At 60.9% G+C, this 15,471-nt stretch carries 15 protein-coding genes; 4 read left to right on the forward strand and 11 right to left on the reverse strand.

Annotated elements, in window-relative coordinates; translation table 11 throughout:
- Window positions 1-22 precede the first annotated feature (22 nt).
- Genes nqrM through ABTW55_RS13370 form a run of 8 tightly spaced genes read right to left on the reverse strand, consistent with a single transcriptional unit; the run spans window position 23 to window position 7,132 of the window.
- A complete protein-coding gene (gene nqrM / locus ABTW55_RS13335; protein ID WP_004930244.1) occupies window positions 23-250 on the reverse strand; it encodes a (Na+)-NQR maturation NqrM in 228 nt (75 codons plus the stop codon).
- A 7-nt stretch (window positions 251-257) separates the two neighbouring features.
- Complete coding sequence (locus ABTW55_RS13340; protein ID WP_060423839.1) at window positions 258-1,289, reverse strand: FAD:protein FMN transferase; 1,032 nt, start codon at window positions 1,287-1,289, stop codon at window positions 258-260.
- Window positions 1,290-2,513, reverse strand: coding sequence for an NADH:ubiquinone reductase (Na(+)-transporting) subunit F (gene nqrF / locus ABTW55_RS13345; RefSeq protein ID WP_039567058.1), 1,224 nt, complete (start codon window positions 2,511-2,513; stop codon window positions 1,290-1,292).
- 15 nt (window positions 2,514-2,528) lie between these two features.
- Window positions 2,529-3,125, reverse strand: a complete 597-nt coding sequence (gene nqrE, locus ABTW55_RS13350) for an NADH:ubiquinone reductase (Na(+)-transporting) subunit E (protein ID WP_004930235.1) — start codon at window positions 3,123-3,125, stop codon at window positions 2,529-2,531.
- A 6-nt stretch (window positions 3,126-3,131) separates the two neighbouring features.
- Complete coding sequence (locus ABTW55_RS13355; protein ID WP_033653338.1) at window positions 3,132-3,761, reverse strand: NADH:ubiquinone reductase (Na(+)-transporting) subunit D; 630 nt, start codon at window positions 3,759-3,761, stop codon at window positions 3,132-3,134.
- Complete coding sequence (locus ABTW55_RS13360) at window positions 3,754-4,548, reverse strand: Na(+)-translocating NADH-quinone reductase subunit C (protein ID WP_060423836.1); 795 nt, start codon at window positions 4,546-4,548, stop codon at window positions 3,754-3,756. Before ABTW55_RS13360 ends, ABTW55_RS13355 begins: the two co-directional genes overlap by 8 nt.
- On the reverse strand, window positions 4,538-5,779 hold the full coding sequence (locus tag ABTW55_RS13365) for an NADH:ubiquinone reductase (Na(+)-transporting) subunit B (protein WP_033637208.1): 1,242 nt from the start codon (window positions 5,777-5,779) through the stop codon (window positions 4,538-4,540). The genes ABTW55_RS13360 and ABTW55_RS13365 overlap by 11 nt, the downstream gene beginning before the upstream one ends.
- Before the next feature lie 3 nt (window positions 5,780-5,782).
- On the reverse strand, window positions 5,783-7,132 hold the full coding sequence (locus tag ABTW55_RS13370; protein WP_060422203.1) for a Na(+)-translocating NADH-quinone reductase subunit A: 1,350 nt from the start codon (window positions 7,130-7,132) through the stop codon (window positions 5,783-5,785).
- A gap of 552 nt (window positions 7,133-7,684) precedes the next feature.
- On the opposite strand from ABTW55_RS13370, the gene dpaA reads away from it, so the two are divergent.
- Entirely contained in the window at window positions 7,685-8,455 is a 771-nt protein-coding gene (gene dpaA, locus ABTW55_RS13375) for a peptidoglycan meso-diaminopimelic acid protein amidase (RefSeq protein WP_033637205.1), read from the forward strand.
- On the opposite strand, the gene ABTW55_RS13380 is transcribed toward dpaA, so the two are convergent.
- Together ABTW55_RS13380 and lpcA are read right to left on the reverse strand one after the other, a co-directional pair.
- Window positions 8,390-9,193, reverse strand: coding sequence for a class II glutamine amidotransferase (locus ABTW55_RS13380; protein ID WP_025301665.1), 804 nt, complete (start codon window positions 9,191-9,193; stop codon window positions 8,390-8,392). The genes dpaA and ABTW55_RS13380 overlap by 66 nt on opposite strands.
- Window positions 9,194-9,290: 97 nt before the next feature.
- Complete coding sequence (gene lpcA / locus ABTW55_RS13385) at window positions 9,291-9,872, reverse strand: D-sedoheptulose 7-phosphate isomerase (RefSeq protein ID WP_004930220.1); 582 nt, start codon at window positions 9,870-9,872, stop codon at window positions 9,291-9,293.
- 246 nt (window positions 9,873-10,118) lie between these two features.
- Between lpcA and fadE the strand changes: the two genes are divergently transcribed.
- Both fadE and ABTW55_RS13395 read left to right on the forward strand, forming a co-directional pair.
- The gene (fadE, locus tag ABTW55_RS13390) at window positions 10,119-12,575 is read left to right on the forward strand and encodes an acyl-CoA dehydrogenase FadE (protein WP_060423832.1); all 2,457 of its coding nucleotides are present in this window, start codon (window positions 10,119-10,121) and stop codon (window positions 12,573-12,575) included.
- Between the two features lie 284 nt (window positions 12,576-12,859).
- On the forward strand, window positions 12,860-13,012 hold the full coding sequence (locus tag ABTW55_RS13395) for a Hok/Gef family protein (protein WP_004930217.1): 153 nt from the start codon (window positions 12,860-12,862) through the stop codon (window positions 13,010-13,012).
- A 73-nt stretch (window positions 13,013-13,085) separates the two neighbouring features.
- Here the strand turns inward: ABTW55_RS13395 and mtnK are convergent, their stop codons facing one another.
- Window positions 13,086-14,285: an S-methyl-5-thioribose kinase gene (mtnK, locus tag ABTW55_RS13400; RefSeq protein ID WP_060423828.1), complete on the reverse strand. Its 1,200-nt coding sequence runs from the start codon at window positions 14,283-14,285 to the stop codon at window positions 13,086-13,088.
- 146 nt (window positions 14,286-14,431) lie between these two features.
- Here mtnK and mtnA point away from each other — a divergent pair, with 146 nt between their 5' ends.
- Window positions 14,432-15,460, forward strand: coding sequence for an S-methyl-5-thioribose-1-phosphate isomerase (gene mtnA / locus ABTW55_RS13405; RefSeq protein ID WP_060387317.1), 1,029 nt, complete (start codon window positions 14,432-14,434; stop codon window positions 15,458-15,460).
- Window positions 15,461-15,471: the final 11 nt, after the last annotated feature.

Consider the following 15,471-nt stretch of genomic DNA (forward strand, 5'->3'; position numbering starts at 1 on the left):
CAAGGCCGGGTTTTCGCTACAGCTACAGAATGCGGTGTTTGTCCAACTGCTCGCGCCGCTGTGCCGCTTTGGCTTCGCGCTTTTTGCGCGCATCGCAAGGCTCCGGGCAGTCGCAGACTTTCTCCATCCCCAATGCGGTGATGCCGCCGCAGCTGCCCTGCAGGCTTTTGCGTTTGAACACGTAACCCAACGACATCCCGCCGACGATCAGCAGGAACAACACGAAGGTGGCGGCGAATACCGTCAACATAGCAACCTCACGAACGCTTTTTCATATAGGGTTTGAACGCGTCGGAATAGCGCTCCTCAAACCCGTCGGTGGTTTTCACGATCATGAACACCGGAATGCCGAGCAGATTGGCCAACGCCATGCCGCGCTCCGGCCCCATAACGTTCAGGCCGGTGGACAGGCCGTCGGCGGTCATGCAGGCCGGGCTCAGCACGGTGATCGACACCAAACGGTGGTTGATCGGCCGGCCGGTGATCGGATCGATGGTATGCGAATAGCGCACCCCGTCCTGCTCGAAGTAGTTGCGATAGTCACCCGAGGTGGCGATCGACATCTCACCCGGCTGGATCACCAGCTGCGCCTGCTGCTGCGTACCGGCGGTCGGGCGCTCGATGGCGATGCGCCACGGCTTTTGCTCGCCGTTGCGCCCGCGGGTGCGGACTTCGCCGCCGATATCCACCATGTAGTCTTTTACGTGTTGCGATTGCAGATACTCCGCCACCACGTCCACGCCGTACCCTTTGGCTACTGACGACAGGTCGACATACAGCTCGGGGATGCTTTTCACCAGCGCGCTGCCCTGCACCGCCAGTTTGTCGGCGCCGGTCCAGGCGCGGCGATGCGCCAGCTCCGTCTCGCTCGGCACTTTATCCGGCCGCCCTTCCGGGCCGAAGCCCCACAGGTTGACCAGCGGCCCGACGGTCACGTCCAGCGCGCCATCGGTCACGCGGTTGATGCGCAGCGCTTCGCGCACCACCTTGGCGGTCGCCGGCGAAACAGGGAACGGCCGGTCAATGTCGCGGCTGGCGTTGAAGCGGCTCAGCTCGGAGTCCGGCCGGTAAGTGGACATCTGGTCGTTCACCTGTTCCAGCCGTTTGTCGATCTCCGCCTGCATCTCGCGCGCCGACGGCGTATCGTCGCCGGCCACGTAACGGATCGAATACGAGGTGCCCATGGTTTTACCCGTCAGGTCCACCTGTTCCGGCCCGCAGCCGGTCAGCAGCAGGGTGGCGCTCAGCGCCACGCCCGTCAGCCAGTTCTTCATCGCCAGTGCGCGCATTTAGCCACCAAAGTCATCCAGCATGATGTTCTCGTCTTCGACGCCCAGATCTTTGAGCATCTTGATCACCGCGGCGTTCATCATCGGCGGCCCGCACATGTAAAACTCGCAGTCCTCCGGCGCCGGGTGGTTCCTCAGATAGTTCTCCAGCAGAACATTATGGATAAAGCCGGTGTAGCCGGTCCAGTTATCTTCCGGCTGCGGATCCGACAGCGCCACGTGCCAGGTGAAGTTGTCGTTCTCCGCCTGCAGCTGGTTGAAGTCGTCTTCATAGAACATCTCGCGCAGCGAACGCGCGCCGTACCAGAAGGTGATCTTGCGCTTCGAGTTCAGGCGTTTAAGCTGATCGAAGATGTGCGAACGCATCGGCGCCATGCCCGCGCCGCCGCCGATGAAGATCATTTCGGCGTCGGTCTCCTTGGCGAAGAATTCGCCGAACGGCCCGGAGATGGTCACCTTGTCACCCGGCTTCAGCGACCAGATATAGGAAGACATGATGCCCGGCGGCACGTCCGGGTTGTTCGGCGGCGGCGTGGCGATACGCACGTTGAGCATGATGATGCCCTTCTCTTCCGGGTAGTTGGCCATCGAGTAGGCGCGCACCGTGGTGTCGTTCACCGTCGAGCGGTAGCGGAACAGGTTGAACTTGTCCCAGTCGCCGCGATACTCCTGCGGCACGTCGAAGTCGGCGTAGCTGATGTCGTGCGCCGGGGCTTCGATCTGGATGAAGCCGCCCGCGCGGAACGGCACGTCTTCGCCATCCGGGATCTTCAGCTTCAGCTCTTTGATAAAGGTGGCTTTGTTATCGTTGGAGATAACCTCGCACTCCCATTTCTTCACGCCGAAGATCTCTTCCGGCAGCTCGATCTTCAGGTTCTGCTTCACGTTCACCTGGCACGCCAGGCGGCAACCCTCTTTCGCTTCGCGCTTGTTTATGTGCGAGAGCTCGGTCGGCAGGATATCGCCGCCGCCCTCTTTGATCACCACCCGGCACTGGCCGCAGGAACCGCCGCCGCCGCAGGCCGAGGAGACGAAGATCCCCTGGCTGGAGAGCACGTTGAGCAGCTTGTCGCCCGCCGGCGCATGGAAGCTCTTATCCAGATCGCCGTTGATCTCCACCGCGATGTCGCCGGTGTTCACCAGCTTCGATTTGGCGAACAGGATCAGCAACACAAGCACCATCACGATGGTGGTGAACATTGCTACACCTAAAATAATTTCCATAAATTCTTCCCGCCTTTACAACTGAACACCGGAGAAGGACATGAAGCCCAGCGCCATCAGTCCGGTGGTGATAAAGGTAATGCCCAGGCCGCGCAGTCCCGCCGGCACGTTGGCATACTTGAGTTTCTCGCGGATCCCCGCCATGGCGACGATCGCCAGCATCCAGCCGGTGCCGGAGCCGAAGCCGTACACCACCGATTCGGCGAAGTTGTAGTCGCGCTGCACCATGAAGGACACGCCGCCGAAGATGGCGCAGTTCACGGTGATGAGCGGCAGGAAGATGCCGAGCGCGTTATACAGCGACGGGAAGAAGCGATCGAGGATCATCTCCAAAATCTGCACCAGCGCCGCGATCACGCCGATAAAGGTGATGAAGTTGAGGAAGCTCAGATCGACGCCTTCCACCAGCGCGCCGTCGCGCAGGATCAGGTTGTAGACCAGGTTGTTCACCGGCACCGAAATGCCGAGCACGATGGTCACCGCGATGCCCAGGCCAAAGGCGGTCGAGACCTTCTTCGAGACTGCCAGGAAGGTACACATCCCGAGGAAGAACGCCAGCGCCATGTTCTCGACGAACACCGCGCGCACAAACAGGCTGATATAGTGTTCCATCGGCCTTTACTCCTTTTCGATCTGCGCCGGCTTCAGGGTGCGCAGCACCCAGATCAGCAGGCCGATGATGAAGAACGCGCTCGGCGCCAGCAGGAACAGGCCGTTCGGCTGGAACCAGCCGCCGTTCTGCACCGTTTCCAGCACCGGGACGCCGAACAGCTTGCCGGAGCCAATCAGCTCGCGCAGGAAACCGACCAGTACCAGGATCACCCCGTAGCCCAGCCCGTTGCCGATGCCGTCCATAAAACTCTCGATCGGCGGCGACTTCATGGCGTAAGCCTCGGCGCGCCCCATCACGATACAGTTGGTGATGATGAGGCCTACGAACACCGACAGCTGCTTGGAGATCTCGAACGCGTAGGCGCGCAGCAGCTGATCGACCACGATCACCAGCGAGGCGATGATCGCCATCTGCACGATGATGCGCACGCTGTTGGGAATATGGTGACGGATCAGCGAGATGAAGAAACTGGAGAACGCCGTGACCAGCGTCACCGCAATGGTCATCACCACCGCCGTCTCCAGCTTGGTGGTCACCGCCAACGCAGAACAGACGCCCAACACCTGCAGGGCGATCGGGTTATTGTCGAACAGCGGCCCCAGCAGGACCCGCTTTATCTCTTTGGAATCAGCCATTTTTCAGCGCTCCTTCACGAACTTTTTTCAGGAACGGGCCGAAGCCGTGCTCGCCCAACCAGAAATCAAACGTATGCTGCACGCCGTTGGAGGTCAGCGTGGCGCCGGACAGGCCGTCCACCCCATGCACATCCCCCTGACGCGCGCCGCCTTTCACCACGCGGATCGCCGGCTGGCCGTTGTCGTCGAACAGCTGTTTGCCGACCCACTGCTGGCGCCAGGACGGGTTCTCGACCTCGCCGCCCAGCCCCGGGGTTTCCCCCTGGTCGTAGTAGGTGATGCCCTTGACCGTGTTGCCGTCGTTATCCAGCGCCACGAAGGCGTACATCATCGACCACAGACCGGTGCCGTATACCGGCAGCACAATCTTGTTCACCCGGCCGCTTTCGTCGCGCACCAGGTAGATTTCCGCCTGGTTGCTGCGGCGCTTGATGCCGGCCGGATCGTCGCCCGCCGCCAGCGCCACGCTTTTGGCGTCGTCGCGCAGCGCGGCGCCCAGATCGAACGCCGCCGCCTTGCCGGCGACAAACTCGCCGCTGTTCAGATCCACCAGGCGCGGTTCGATGCGCTCGCTGTACAGGCGCTTGACCTGCTCGCTCTCCATTTTCGGCTGCAACAGGCCGGCTACGTCGAGAATATTGCGCTGCTTGTCGAGCAGCTTTTGCTCCTGCTGTTTGGACTTCAGGCCGACGGCGGAGCCCGCCACCACCACTGAACACACCAGACACAGCAGCAGCACTACCAGCAGCGTTTTACCGATGCCGTCGTTTTTCGCTTCATTCGCCACGGGCTTTTCTCCGCTTGATGTTGGCCTGCACCACCAGATAATCGAACAGCGGTGCGAACAGGTTGGCGAACAGGATCGCCAGCATCATGCCTTCCGGATAGGCGGGGTTGACCACCCGGATCAGCACGCACATCACGCCGATCAGAATGCCGTACCACCATTTCCCCTTGTTGGTGAAGGAGGCGGAAACCGGGTCGGTCGCCATAAAGATCATGCCAAAGGCGAAACCGCCCAACACCAGATGCCAGTACCACGGCATGGCGAACATCGGGTTGGTATCGGAACCGATGGCGTTGAACAACAGGGCGGAAGCCACCATGCCGAGCATCACGCCGGCGACGATGCGCCAGGAAGCCACGCGGCCGAACAGGATAATCGCCCCGCCGATCAGGATCATCAGCGTGGAGACTTCACCGACGGAGCCGGGAATGTTGCCGAGGAAGGCGTCCATCCAGCTGATGGACTGGCCGGTGGCCACGTTGCTCAGGCTGTGCGCCCCGCCTGCGCTCCACTGCGCCAGCGGCGTCGCGCCGGAGAAACCGTCCGCAGAGGTCCACACCAGATCGCCGGAGATCTGCGCCGGGTAGGCGAAGAACAGGAAGGCGCGGCCGGCCAACGCCGGGTTGAGGAAGTTGCGCCCGGTGCCGCCGAAGATCTCTTTGGCCACCACCACGCCGAAGGTGATACCCAGCGCGGCCTGCCACAGCGGCAGGGTCGGCGGCACGATCAGCGCGAACAGGATAGAGGTGACGAAGAAGCCTTCGTTGACCTCATGCTTGCGGATAATGGCGAACAGCACTTCCCAGAAGCCGCCGACGACAAACACCACGGCGTAGATCGGCAGGAAGTAACAGGCGCCCAGCACCATCTTGCTGACCCAGCCGGCGTCGGCCGCCAGCGAGGCGCCGAGCCACTGCGCCAGGCGATAATGCCAGTCGCCCGCCAGCACCTGTTGCAGCTCGTCGCCGCTGTACAGATGGTGCAGCGCCGGGATCGCCTGTTGGCCGACGTTGTACATGCCCCAGAACATCGCCGGGAACACCGCCAGCCACACCAGGATCATCATGCGTTTCAAATCGATGGCGTCGCGCACGTGCGAAGCGCCGCGCGTCACCGTGCCGGGGGTGTAAAACACCGTGGTAGTCGCTTCATACAGCGGGTACCACTTTTCCAGTTTGCCGCCCGGCGTGAAGTGATGCTCTATCTTCTCAAAATAATTCTTCAGGCCCATCGGTTATCCTTCCTGCTCAATCTTGGTCAGCACCTCGCGCAGCACCGGCGCGTACTCATACTTGCCGGGGCAAACGAAGGTGCACAGCGCCAGATCTTCCTCGTCCAGCTCCAGACAGCCCAGCGCCTGCGCGCTGTCGCTGTCGCCCGCCAGCAGATCGCGCAGCAGCAGCGTCGGCAAAATATCCAGCGGCATCACCCGCTCGTAGTTGCCGATCGGCACCATGGCGCGTTCGCCGCCGTTAGTGGTGGTCGAGAAGGCGAACAGTTTGTTCTTCAGGAAGTGGCCCAGCGTGGTGCGGGTAATGGAGAACTTGTTCGGCGAAGGCACGATCCAACCGAACAGCTCTTTGTCGCGCCCTTCTTCCAGCACCGACACCTGCGAGTGGAAGCGGCCGAGCCAGGCGTTCGGCCCGGTGGCGTGCATGCCGTTCAGCACCGAACCTGAGATCACCCGATTCTCGCCGTTTTTCAGGCGGCCGGCGGTCAGCTCATCGAGGCTGGCCCCCAGGCGGGTGCGCAGCAGCGCTGGCTGCGCCACCTGCGGCCCGGCCAGCGCCACGACCCGGCGGGTATCGAGCTGACCGGTGGTAAACAGCGTGCCGATGGCGATCACGTCCTGGTAGCCGATGTGCCAAACGGTTTTCTTCAGGCTGACCGGTTCAAGGAAGTGAATGTGCGTCCCCACCAGCCCGGCGGGGTGCGGGCCAGCAAATTCGCTGTAGGCGATCTGCGGGCTGCTCTGCTGGCCAACGGAGGCACCGGCGGCGTGGCATACGTGCACCTTGCCCGCCGTCAGGCGCGCCAACACCAGCAGCCCGGCGTTGAACGCCGCCTGCTGTTCGGCGATGATCACCTGCGGATCGGCGGCCAACGGCCGGGTATCCATCGCGGTGACGAAAATGGCGCGCGCCTCGCTGCCGGGGCTCGGCGTTTTGCTGAACGGACGGGTGCGCAGCGCGGTCCACAGGCCGCTGGCGATCAGTTCACTCTCGACCTGTTCGCGCGGCAGCTGAGCCAACTCACCCAGCGGGTAATGCGCAAACTCGAGCTGATCGTCACCGCCGTTTTCCAGCGCAATCACCACCGATTGCAATACGCGCCGCTCGCCGCGGTTAATCGCGGCGATGCGGCCGCTGGCGGGAGCCGTGAAGAAAACCCCGGGGTTTTTCTTATCTTCGAACAACGCCTGGCCTTTCTTAACGGTATCGCCTTCCTGCACCAGCATGGAGGGACGCATTCCGACATACTCTTCCCCAAGCAGGGCAACATGCTGAATGTTCGGGCCGTCTTGGATCGCCTGAACCGGGGCTCCGGCTATCGGCAGATCTAACCCTTTTCTAATCTTAATCATAGGATTTATACGATGTAGTTTGGTTTACACGTCTGCCCGGCCCCAGAGGCGGGTGCTGACGATGCCAGGATTGCCGGGCAGTGCGCATGGCGGCACGCCCAACATGAACTTTCTCGCAGTGAAAAACTGGGGTAACGCGCATTCCCTTGATTCCCCCTTTCCGTTGTTAGCGCGACGGTCGATATGTTAACGGCCTGTAGCCAAATAACCATCAAAATGGCCGGGTTATATGCCATAACTCCTGCCGCTTCAATCGCCACAGCGCGTTAAATTGAAGGGAGAATATTAACATTGTTCGCAACATTGTTCTGCGTTACGTCGTGACTTGGGTCAAGCAAACGCAATTAAATTTCGCCTGTTTTTCACTACTTATCGTTAAAATCTGCCGGTCATTTCACTTTTATCGAGCTTTGTCGTTTTTTTATACATATCACGTATTGCTAAAAATAAACGCGCTGGTAATCTGGCGGTGTTTTGCAGCAGTAAAAACAATATCAGTGGCATGCCGACCAACGTCATTGCGCCGGCAAATAAATATAAGCAGGAATAATAATGAGCAAAATCGCGCTGTTGTTTGCGATGCTTGTTTCTATGCCGATGATCACGGCCTGCAGCGCCAGCGAGCAGGTACCCGAAGCGCCGGTAGTTAAACAGCAATTATTGGGTTCGCCGGTCTATATTCAGATCTTCAAAGAGGAACGCAAGCTGGAATTGTATGCCAAAATGGGCAATGAATTCCGCCTGGTCAACACGTTCCCGATCTGTAATTTCTCCGGCGGGCTGGGTCCTAAACGCCGTGAAGGGGACTTTAAAAGTCCGGAAGGCTTTTATAGCGTTGACGCGCGCCATCTGAAACCCGACAGCAAGTATTATCGGGCGATCAATATCGGTTTCCCTAATGATTACGATAAATCGCAGGGCTATTCCGGCGCTTATCTGATGATCCACGGCGAATGTAAATCGATTGGCTGTTACGCGATGACCAACACCTATATGGACGAGATCTATCGCTACGTCGAAGCCGCCTTCGCCTATGGCCAAAGCCGCGTCAACATCAGCATTTACCCGTTCCGCATGACCGAGCAAAACCTCAAGCGCCATGCGTCATCCAGCTATATCGCCTTCTGGCGCCAGCTGAAGCCGGGCTACGATTACTTCGCGAAGAACCACCAGCCGCCGACAATGGGCGTGGTCAATGGCCAGTACGTCTTGGGTCAACCGTTGATGAGCAGCGGCGGCATGATGACGCAGTACGCGTCAGCCAGCCCGACGCCCAACACCAATCCCTTCGCTCAGAACAAGCCGCTCACCGAAGTGAAATAACGCGAACTCGCCTGGCTCAATCTTGTGCCAGGTTTCGTTGGCGGTCAGCGGTTGGGTGGCGATCACCGTGACCACATCGTTCGGTGTGGTCTGCTGCTGAAAATCGATTTCCACGTCCTGATCGAGCAGCGTCGCCTTGCCGAACGGCGCGCGGCGCGTGATCCAATACAGGTTGGTGGAACAATAGGCCATCACGAAGCGCCCGTCCGACAACAGCATGTTGAACACCCCCTTCTTGCGCAGCTGGTTCGCCAACAGGCCGATATAGCGGAAAACCGCCGGCCATTGGCTCGGGGTGCGCGGGTATTTCAGCGCCAGCTGATGCAGTAGCCAGCAGAACGCGTATTCGCTGTCGGTCTGGCCGACCGGGCGAAACGTGCCGGTATCCAGCTGACGATAGCCTTTCAATTGGCCGTTGTGCGCGTAGGTCCAGTTGCGGCCCCACAGTTCGCGGGTGAACGGGTGGGTGTTTTCCAGCGCCACCTCGCCGCGATTGGCCTGGCGAATATGGGACACCACCGCGCAGGACTTGATCGGATAGTCCTGCACCAGGCGGGCGATCGGAGAGTTGAAGCTCGGCTGCGGATCCTTGAATGTGCGGCAGCCGTTCCCTTCATAGAAGGTAATGCCCCAGCCATCCTTATGCGGCCCGGTGCGGCCGCCGCGCTGTACCAGGCCGGTAAAGCTGAAGCAGATATCGGTCGGTACGTTTGCGCTCATCCCGAGCAGTTCACACATCGCCAGCACTCCTTAACCACACTGACACAGGCTGTGCGGGCGCAGCATGCGGCGCCCGCCGTCTTATTCATGGGGAGCCGCAGCTCCCCGCAGGCTATCAAGCCTTAACCATCTCTTTTTCGATCAGCTGAATCAAGATGTGAATCGCTTTAATGTGGATTTCCTGAATGCGGTCGGCGTAGCCGAAGTGCGGCACGCGAATTTCCACATCGGCGGAACCCGCCATCTTGCCGCCGTCCTTGCCGGTCAGGGTGATCACTTTCATCCCCTTGGCGCGCGCCGCGTCGATGGCCTTGATGATGTTGCCGGAATTGCCGGAGGTGGAAATGCCCAGCAGCACGTCGCCTTCGCGGCCTACCGCTTCCACATAGCGAGAGAACACGTACTCATAGCCGAAGTCGTTGCTGACGCAGGACAGGTGGCTCACGTCCGAGATGGCAATCGCCGGGTAGCCCGGGCGGTTTTCACGGTAGCGGCCGGTCAGCTCTTCGGCGAAGTGCATCGCGTCGCAATGGGAACCGCCGTTGCCGCAGGAAATCACTTTACCGCCGGCTTTGAATGAATCCGCCAGCAGCACCGCGGCGCGTTGGATGGCATCGATGTTGGCGTCGTCATTGATAAATTTCGCCAGGGTATCAGCCGCTTCGTTCAGTTCACTGCGAATAAGGTCGTGGTACATGAGGAACCTCTTGTTATCGTCAAATCTTCCGCTCCGCAGTGTACCGGATCGAGGAAACAGCGAGAAGCATTCTCAGCCAAACAGCGCGCCGGTTAAGGAAGCGGAGAGGTTTTTGATGATTGGTGCTGTCAGTTTGTGACCTGAGTTGTAATTAAACTGTAAACGCATTGATAAAAATTCTGCCTTGTACTAAAACCTATTACATACACACAACAGGTCAGACCTCTTACTACTTCGGAGCTTCTTATGATGGTTCTTAGTATCGTCGTTTTCCTGGCTCTCCTCGGCGTGGTGTTCTACCACCGAGTGAACCTTACCCTCAGCAGCCTGATCCTGGTGGCGTACACCGCCGCCATGGGCGCTATCGGCCTGTGGAGCTTCTGGCTGTTGCTGCCGCTGGCTATCGTGCTGCTGCCGCTGAACCTTTCCTCTGTGCGCCGTTCCCTGCTCTCCGCGCCGGCGCTGCGCGCCTTCCGCAAGGTGATGCCGCCGATGTCCACCACCGAGAAGGAAGCGATTGACGCCGGCACCACCTGGTGGGAAGGCGATCTGTTCCGCGGCGCGCCGGACTGGAACAAGCTGCACAGCTACCCGAAACCGCGCCTGACGGAAGAAGAGCAGGCGTTTATCGACGGCCCGGTGGAAGAAGCCTGCCGCATGGCCAACGACTTCCAGATCACCCACGAACTGGCCGATCTGCCGCCTGAACTCTGGGCGTACCTGAAAGAACACCGTTTCTTCGCGATGATCATCAAGAAAGAGTACGGCGGTCTGGAATTCTCCCCTTACGCTCAGGCGATGGTGCTGCAAAAACTGGCCGGCGTTTCCGGCATCCTGGCGATCACCGTCGGCGTGCCGAACTCCCTCGGCCCGGGCGAACTGCTGCAGCACTACGGTACCGAAGAACAGAAAAACCACTATCTGCCGGGCCTGGCGCGCGGCGACGAGATCCCTTGCTTCGCGCTGACCAGCCCGGAAGCGGGTTCCGATGCCGGCGCCATTCCGGACGTGGGTACCGTGTGCATGGGCGAATGGCAAGGCAAGCAGGTGCTGGGCATGCGCCTGACCTGGAACAAGCGCTACATCACGCTGGCGCCGGTCGCCACCGTACTGGGCCTGGCGTTCAAACTACATGACCCGAACCGCCTGCTGAGCGACAACGAATCCCCGGGCATCACCTGTGCGCTGATCCCGACCAGCACGCCGGGCGTGGAAATCGGCAACCGCCACTTCCCGCTGAACGTGCCGTTTCAGAACGGCCCGACCCGCGGCACCGACGTGTTCGTCCCGATCGATTACATCATCGGCGGCCCGAAAATGGCCGGCCAGGGCTGGCGGATGCTGGTTGAGTGTCTGTCGGTAGGTCGCGGCATCACCCTGCCGTCCAACTCTACCGGCAGCCTGAAATCCATCGCCCTGGCGACCGGCGCCTACGCGCACATTCGCCGTCAGTTCAAGATCTCCATCGGCAAGATGGAAGGCATCGAAGAGCCGTTGGCGCGCATCGCCGGCAACACCTATGTGATGGACGCCGCCGCTTCGCTGATCACCTATGCGCTGGTGCAGGGCGAGAAGCCGGCCGTGCTGTCGGCCATCGTCAAATACCACTGTACGCACCGCGGCCAGCAGTCGATCGTTGACGCCATGGACATCGCCGGCGGTAAAGGCATCATGCTGGGCGAATCCAACTTCCTGGCTCGCGCCTATCAGGGCGCACCGATCGCCATCACGGTGGAAGGCGCGAACATCCTGACTCGCACCATGATGATCTTCGGCCAGGGCGCGATCCGCTGCCATCCTTATGTGCTGGATGAAATGGCGGCGGCGCAAAGCAACGATCTGAACGCCTTCGATAAATCGCTGTTCGGCCATCTGGGCCACGTCGGCAGCAACAAGGTACGCAGCTTCTGGCTGGGCCTGACCAACGGCCGTACCAGCGCCACGCCGACCAAGGACGCGACCCGTCGTTACTATCAGCAGTTGAACCGCCTGAGCGCCAACCTGGCGTTGCTGTCAGACGTTTCCATGGGCGTGCTGGGCGGCAGCCTGAAGCGCCGCGAGCGCATCTCCGCTCGCCTGGGGGACATCCTCAGCCAGATGTATTTGGCTTCCGCCGTGCTGAAACGCTTTGACGACGAAGGCCGTCAGAAAGAAGATCTGCCGCTGGTGCATTGGGGCGTGCAAGACAGCCTGCATAAAGCCGAACAGGCGCTGGATGATCTGCTGCGCAACTTCCCGAACCGCTTTATCGCCGGCGCGCTGCGCTTCGTGGTCTTCCCGTTTGGCCGCGTGCATACCGCACCGTCCGACCGTCTGGATCACCAGTTGGCCAAGATCCTGCAGGTGCCTTCCGCCACCCGCAGCCGTCTGGGGCGCGGTCAGTACCTGACGCCGAGCGAGCATAACCCAGTCGGCCTGCTGGAAGCGGCGCTGGCCGACGTGATGGCCGCCGAGCCGATTCACGAGCGTCTGTGCAAGGCGGCCGGCAAAAACCTGCCGTTCACCCGTCTGGATCGTTTGGCGGAACGCGCGCTGGAAGAAGGCAAGATCAGCGCCGACGAGGCGAAGATCCTGGTGAAAGCCGAAGAGAGCCGCCTGCGCTCCATCAACGTGGACGACTTTGCGCCGGATGCGCTGGCGGCCGCCAAGCCGGAAAAGCCGGCGGCGCAGTCTAAGCGCCAACAGCAAACCGAAGCGGCTTAACGTTCACTTCACGCATCCAAGGGGCGATCATCATCGCCCCTTTTTCTTTTGCTTTCATGACAAACTGCGCACCGCGCCGCAGGTTGGCGCAACGGCGGATTTCACGGGAAGGAAGTTCGAGTAGACTGCGCGACGGGTGCTCTGGATCTTTCTGTCCGGAGCCTTGGCAAAGGAGAGAAAGAGAAAGGCCCCGAGTCGATATTATCAACCCGAGGCCACTCTGATGCCTAGCAACGTCAGGTTAGCCTCTTACCCGCCGCAAGGCAAGGATAGGGAGGTCAAAAATGCAGCAAAAACGGGTCGTGCTTAAGCTGGTGATCGTCTGTATGACGCTGATCGCGTTCATCTGGCTAACCCGCGGTTCGCTATGCGAACTGCGCATCAGGCTGGGAGACTCGGAGGTTGCGGCCACTTTGGCTTACGAATCCGAACGGTAAGGCAACCCAACGGCGGGGTTCGCCCCGCCCGTTGGCTGATGGTGTCAGGCAAGATCCACGAGCACCCGCCTTTTCAGCCCTGCTGACGAATGCGCGCCAACAGCGCGTCAATATGCTCGATCTGCGGCGCATTGACGATCAGCGTGCGCCCCAATCCCAGCGCATGGCGCTGACAGTCGAGGCGCATATCAGCGTCGGCGATGCTGTCCAGATCGGCGACGTGCGCCAGGCCGATGGTGCGCCGAATCAGTTCGGTGCCGCAGTACCCGACCGCATCGGTCCAGACCTGTTGCAGGAACAGCTCGGCGTAACCCGGCGTCGCCAGCGCCGCATCCCGGCTTTGCTGATGGCACAAAGCCAAAAAGCGATCGGCGAAGATCAGCCACAGCTCGCGCACATCCTGCAGGCGCTGCTCGCGCCCGGCGGCGGCGTCGCGCGGCCCGAACAGCCCCGGCAGCCCGCAATAGTTGAGCAGCAGGTTGCCTAACGCAGTACCGATATCGAAACCGATCGGGCCGTAGAAGCCGAATTCGGCGTCGATCGCTTTCAACCGGCCTTCCGCCACGAAGATCGAACCGCTGTGAATATCGCCGTGCAACAGCGCCTCCGCCTTGGTGAGGAAGCGATGTTTCAGGCCGGCGACCGCCAGCTTCAGCGGCGCATCCTCACGCAGCGCCTGCACCTGCGGCAACAGCGCCGCCTCGAACTGATTGCGCTCATGGTCGGTATAGGGATCGGTAAAGAACAGGTCTTCGGTGATCTGGCACAGTTCGGGGTTAGTGAAACGTCTGACCTCCGCCTTCTTCTGCTGCGCCGACTGATAAAAATCGGAGGTGTGGAACAGCGTCTGCGCCAGGTATTCCGCCAACTGCCCGGCCGCCAGCGGGTGATAGTTGCCCTGCACCAGCTCACTGCGCCAGATGCGATGATCGGAGAGATCTTCCTGCACCATCACCGCCAATTCGGGATCGTGATGCAAGACTTTTACCGTATGCCGCGGGCAGAAACCGCCGTGAACCCGCAGCGTTTCCGCTTCGATGCGCGCCCGATCCAGCGTCAGCGGCCAGGATTCGCCCACGCAGCGCACGTAGGGCAGCGCCTGTTTAACGATCACCCGGCTCACGCCTTCGCGATCGCGGATCTTGAACACCAGGTTCAGGTTGCCGTCACCGATCTCGTCGGCGCTCAGCAGCGCCTGCGGATCGGCCACCTGCCCGTATTGGCGGGCATATTCAACGGCATCGGCAGCCGTAAACGTACGATAAAGCGACATTCCCCAACCCCTCTGTTCTCTCTCACTGACCCCAGCGATTCTGTTTATTTAGACGTAAAAGCATTTGGACGTCTATACATCTGGAAGTCATGTTGGCAGAATAGCGTTTCAGATGCAATAACCACGCAACAAGGAATTAACCGCCGATGCAAGCGCTTAACACCACCAGCTTGACCCTGCAGGACAACCGCCTTTGGATCCTCGATCAGCAAGCCCTGCCGCAGGAAAAGCGGTGGCGCGCCTGCGACAGCGTGGAGGAATTGGTCGGGCACATTCACAGCCTGCGGGTGCGCGGCGCGCCGCTGATCGGGCTGTCCGCCAGCCTGCTGTTGGCGCTGCTGGCGGAACGCGGTCTGCCGCGCGCCGAGCTGGAACAGGCGCTGCATACGCTGCGCGCCGCCCGCCCGACGGCGGTCAACCTGATGAATAATCTGGATCGCATGAAGCTGGCGCTGGCGGAGCCTGATTGGGTGCCGGCGATGGTGAACGAAGCGCTGCGGTTGGTGGAAGAAGATCGCCGATTGTGCGATCGCATCGCCGATCACGGCGCTGGGCTGGTCAAGCCCGGCAGCCGCCTGCTGACCCACTGCAATACCGGCGGATTGGCCACCGCCGGCGTCGGCACCGCCATCGGCGTGCTGCTGCGTGCCCACCGGCAGGGCAAAGTGCAACAGGTATGGGTCGATGAAACCCGGCCGCTGCTGCAGGGCGGCCGTCTGACCGCCTGGGAATTGGGCGAGCTGGGCATTCCCTATCGCCTGATCTGCGATTCGATGGCCGCCAGCCTGATGGCGCAGGGCCAGGTCGATGCGGTATGGGTCGGCGCGGATCGCATCGCCGCCAACGGCGACGTTGCCAACAAAATTGGCACCTACAGCTTGGCGGTGCTGGCGCACTATCACGGCATCCCGTTCTACGTGGCCGCCCCGCACACCACCCACGATCCGCACTGCCCGGACGGCGCAGCCATCCCGATCGAGCAGCGCGCGGCGGCCGAAGTCACCGGCGTTTCAGGTAGCTTCGGCGCCTGCCAGTGGGCGCCGAACGATGCGCCGGTCTACAATCCGGCGTTCGACGTCACGCCGGCGAAGCTCATCAGCGGATGGATATTCGACAGCGGCGTGATTACGCCGCAGCAGGTTGAAGCGGGGATTTTCCAGCGGGCGTTAGGTTAACGCCCGCCCAT

It is taken from the genome of Serratia sp. SM04 (assembly GCF_040280225.1).
GTDB classification, from domain to species: Bacteria; Pseudomonadota; Gammaproteobacteria; order Enterobacterales; family Enterobacteriaceae; genus Serratia; species Serratia sarumanii.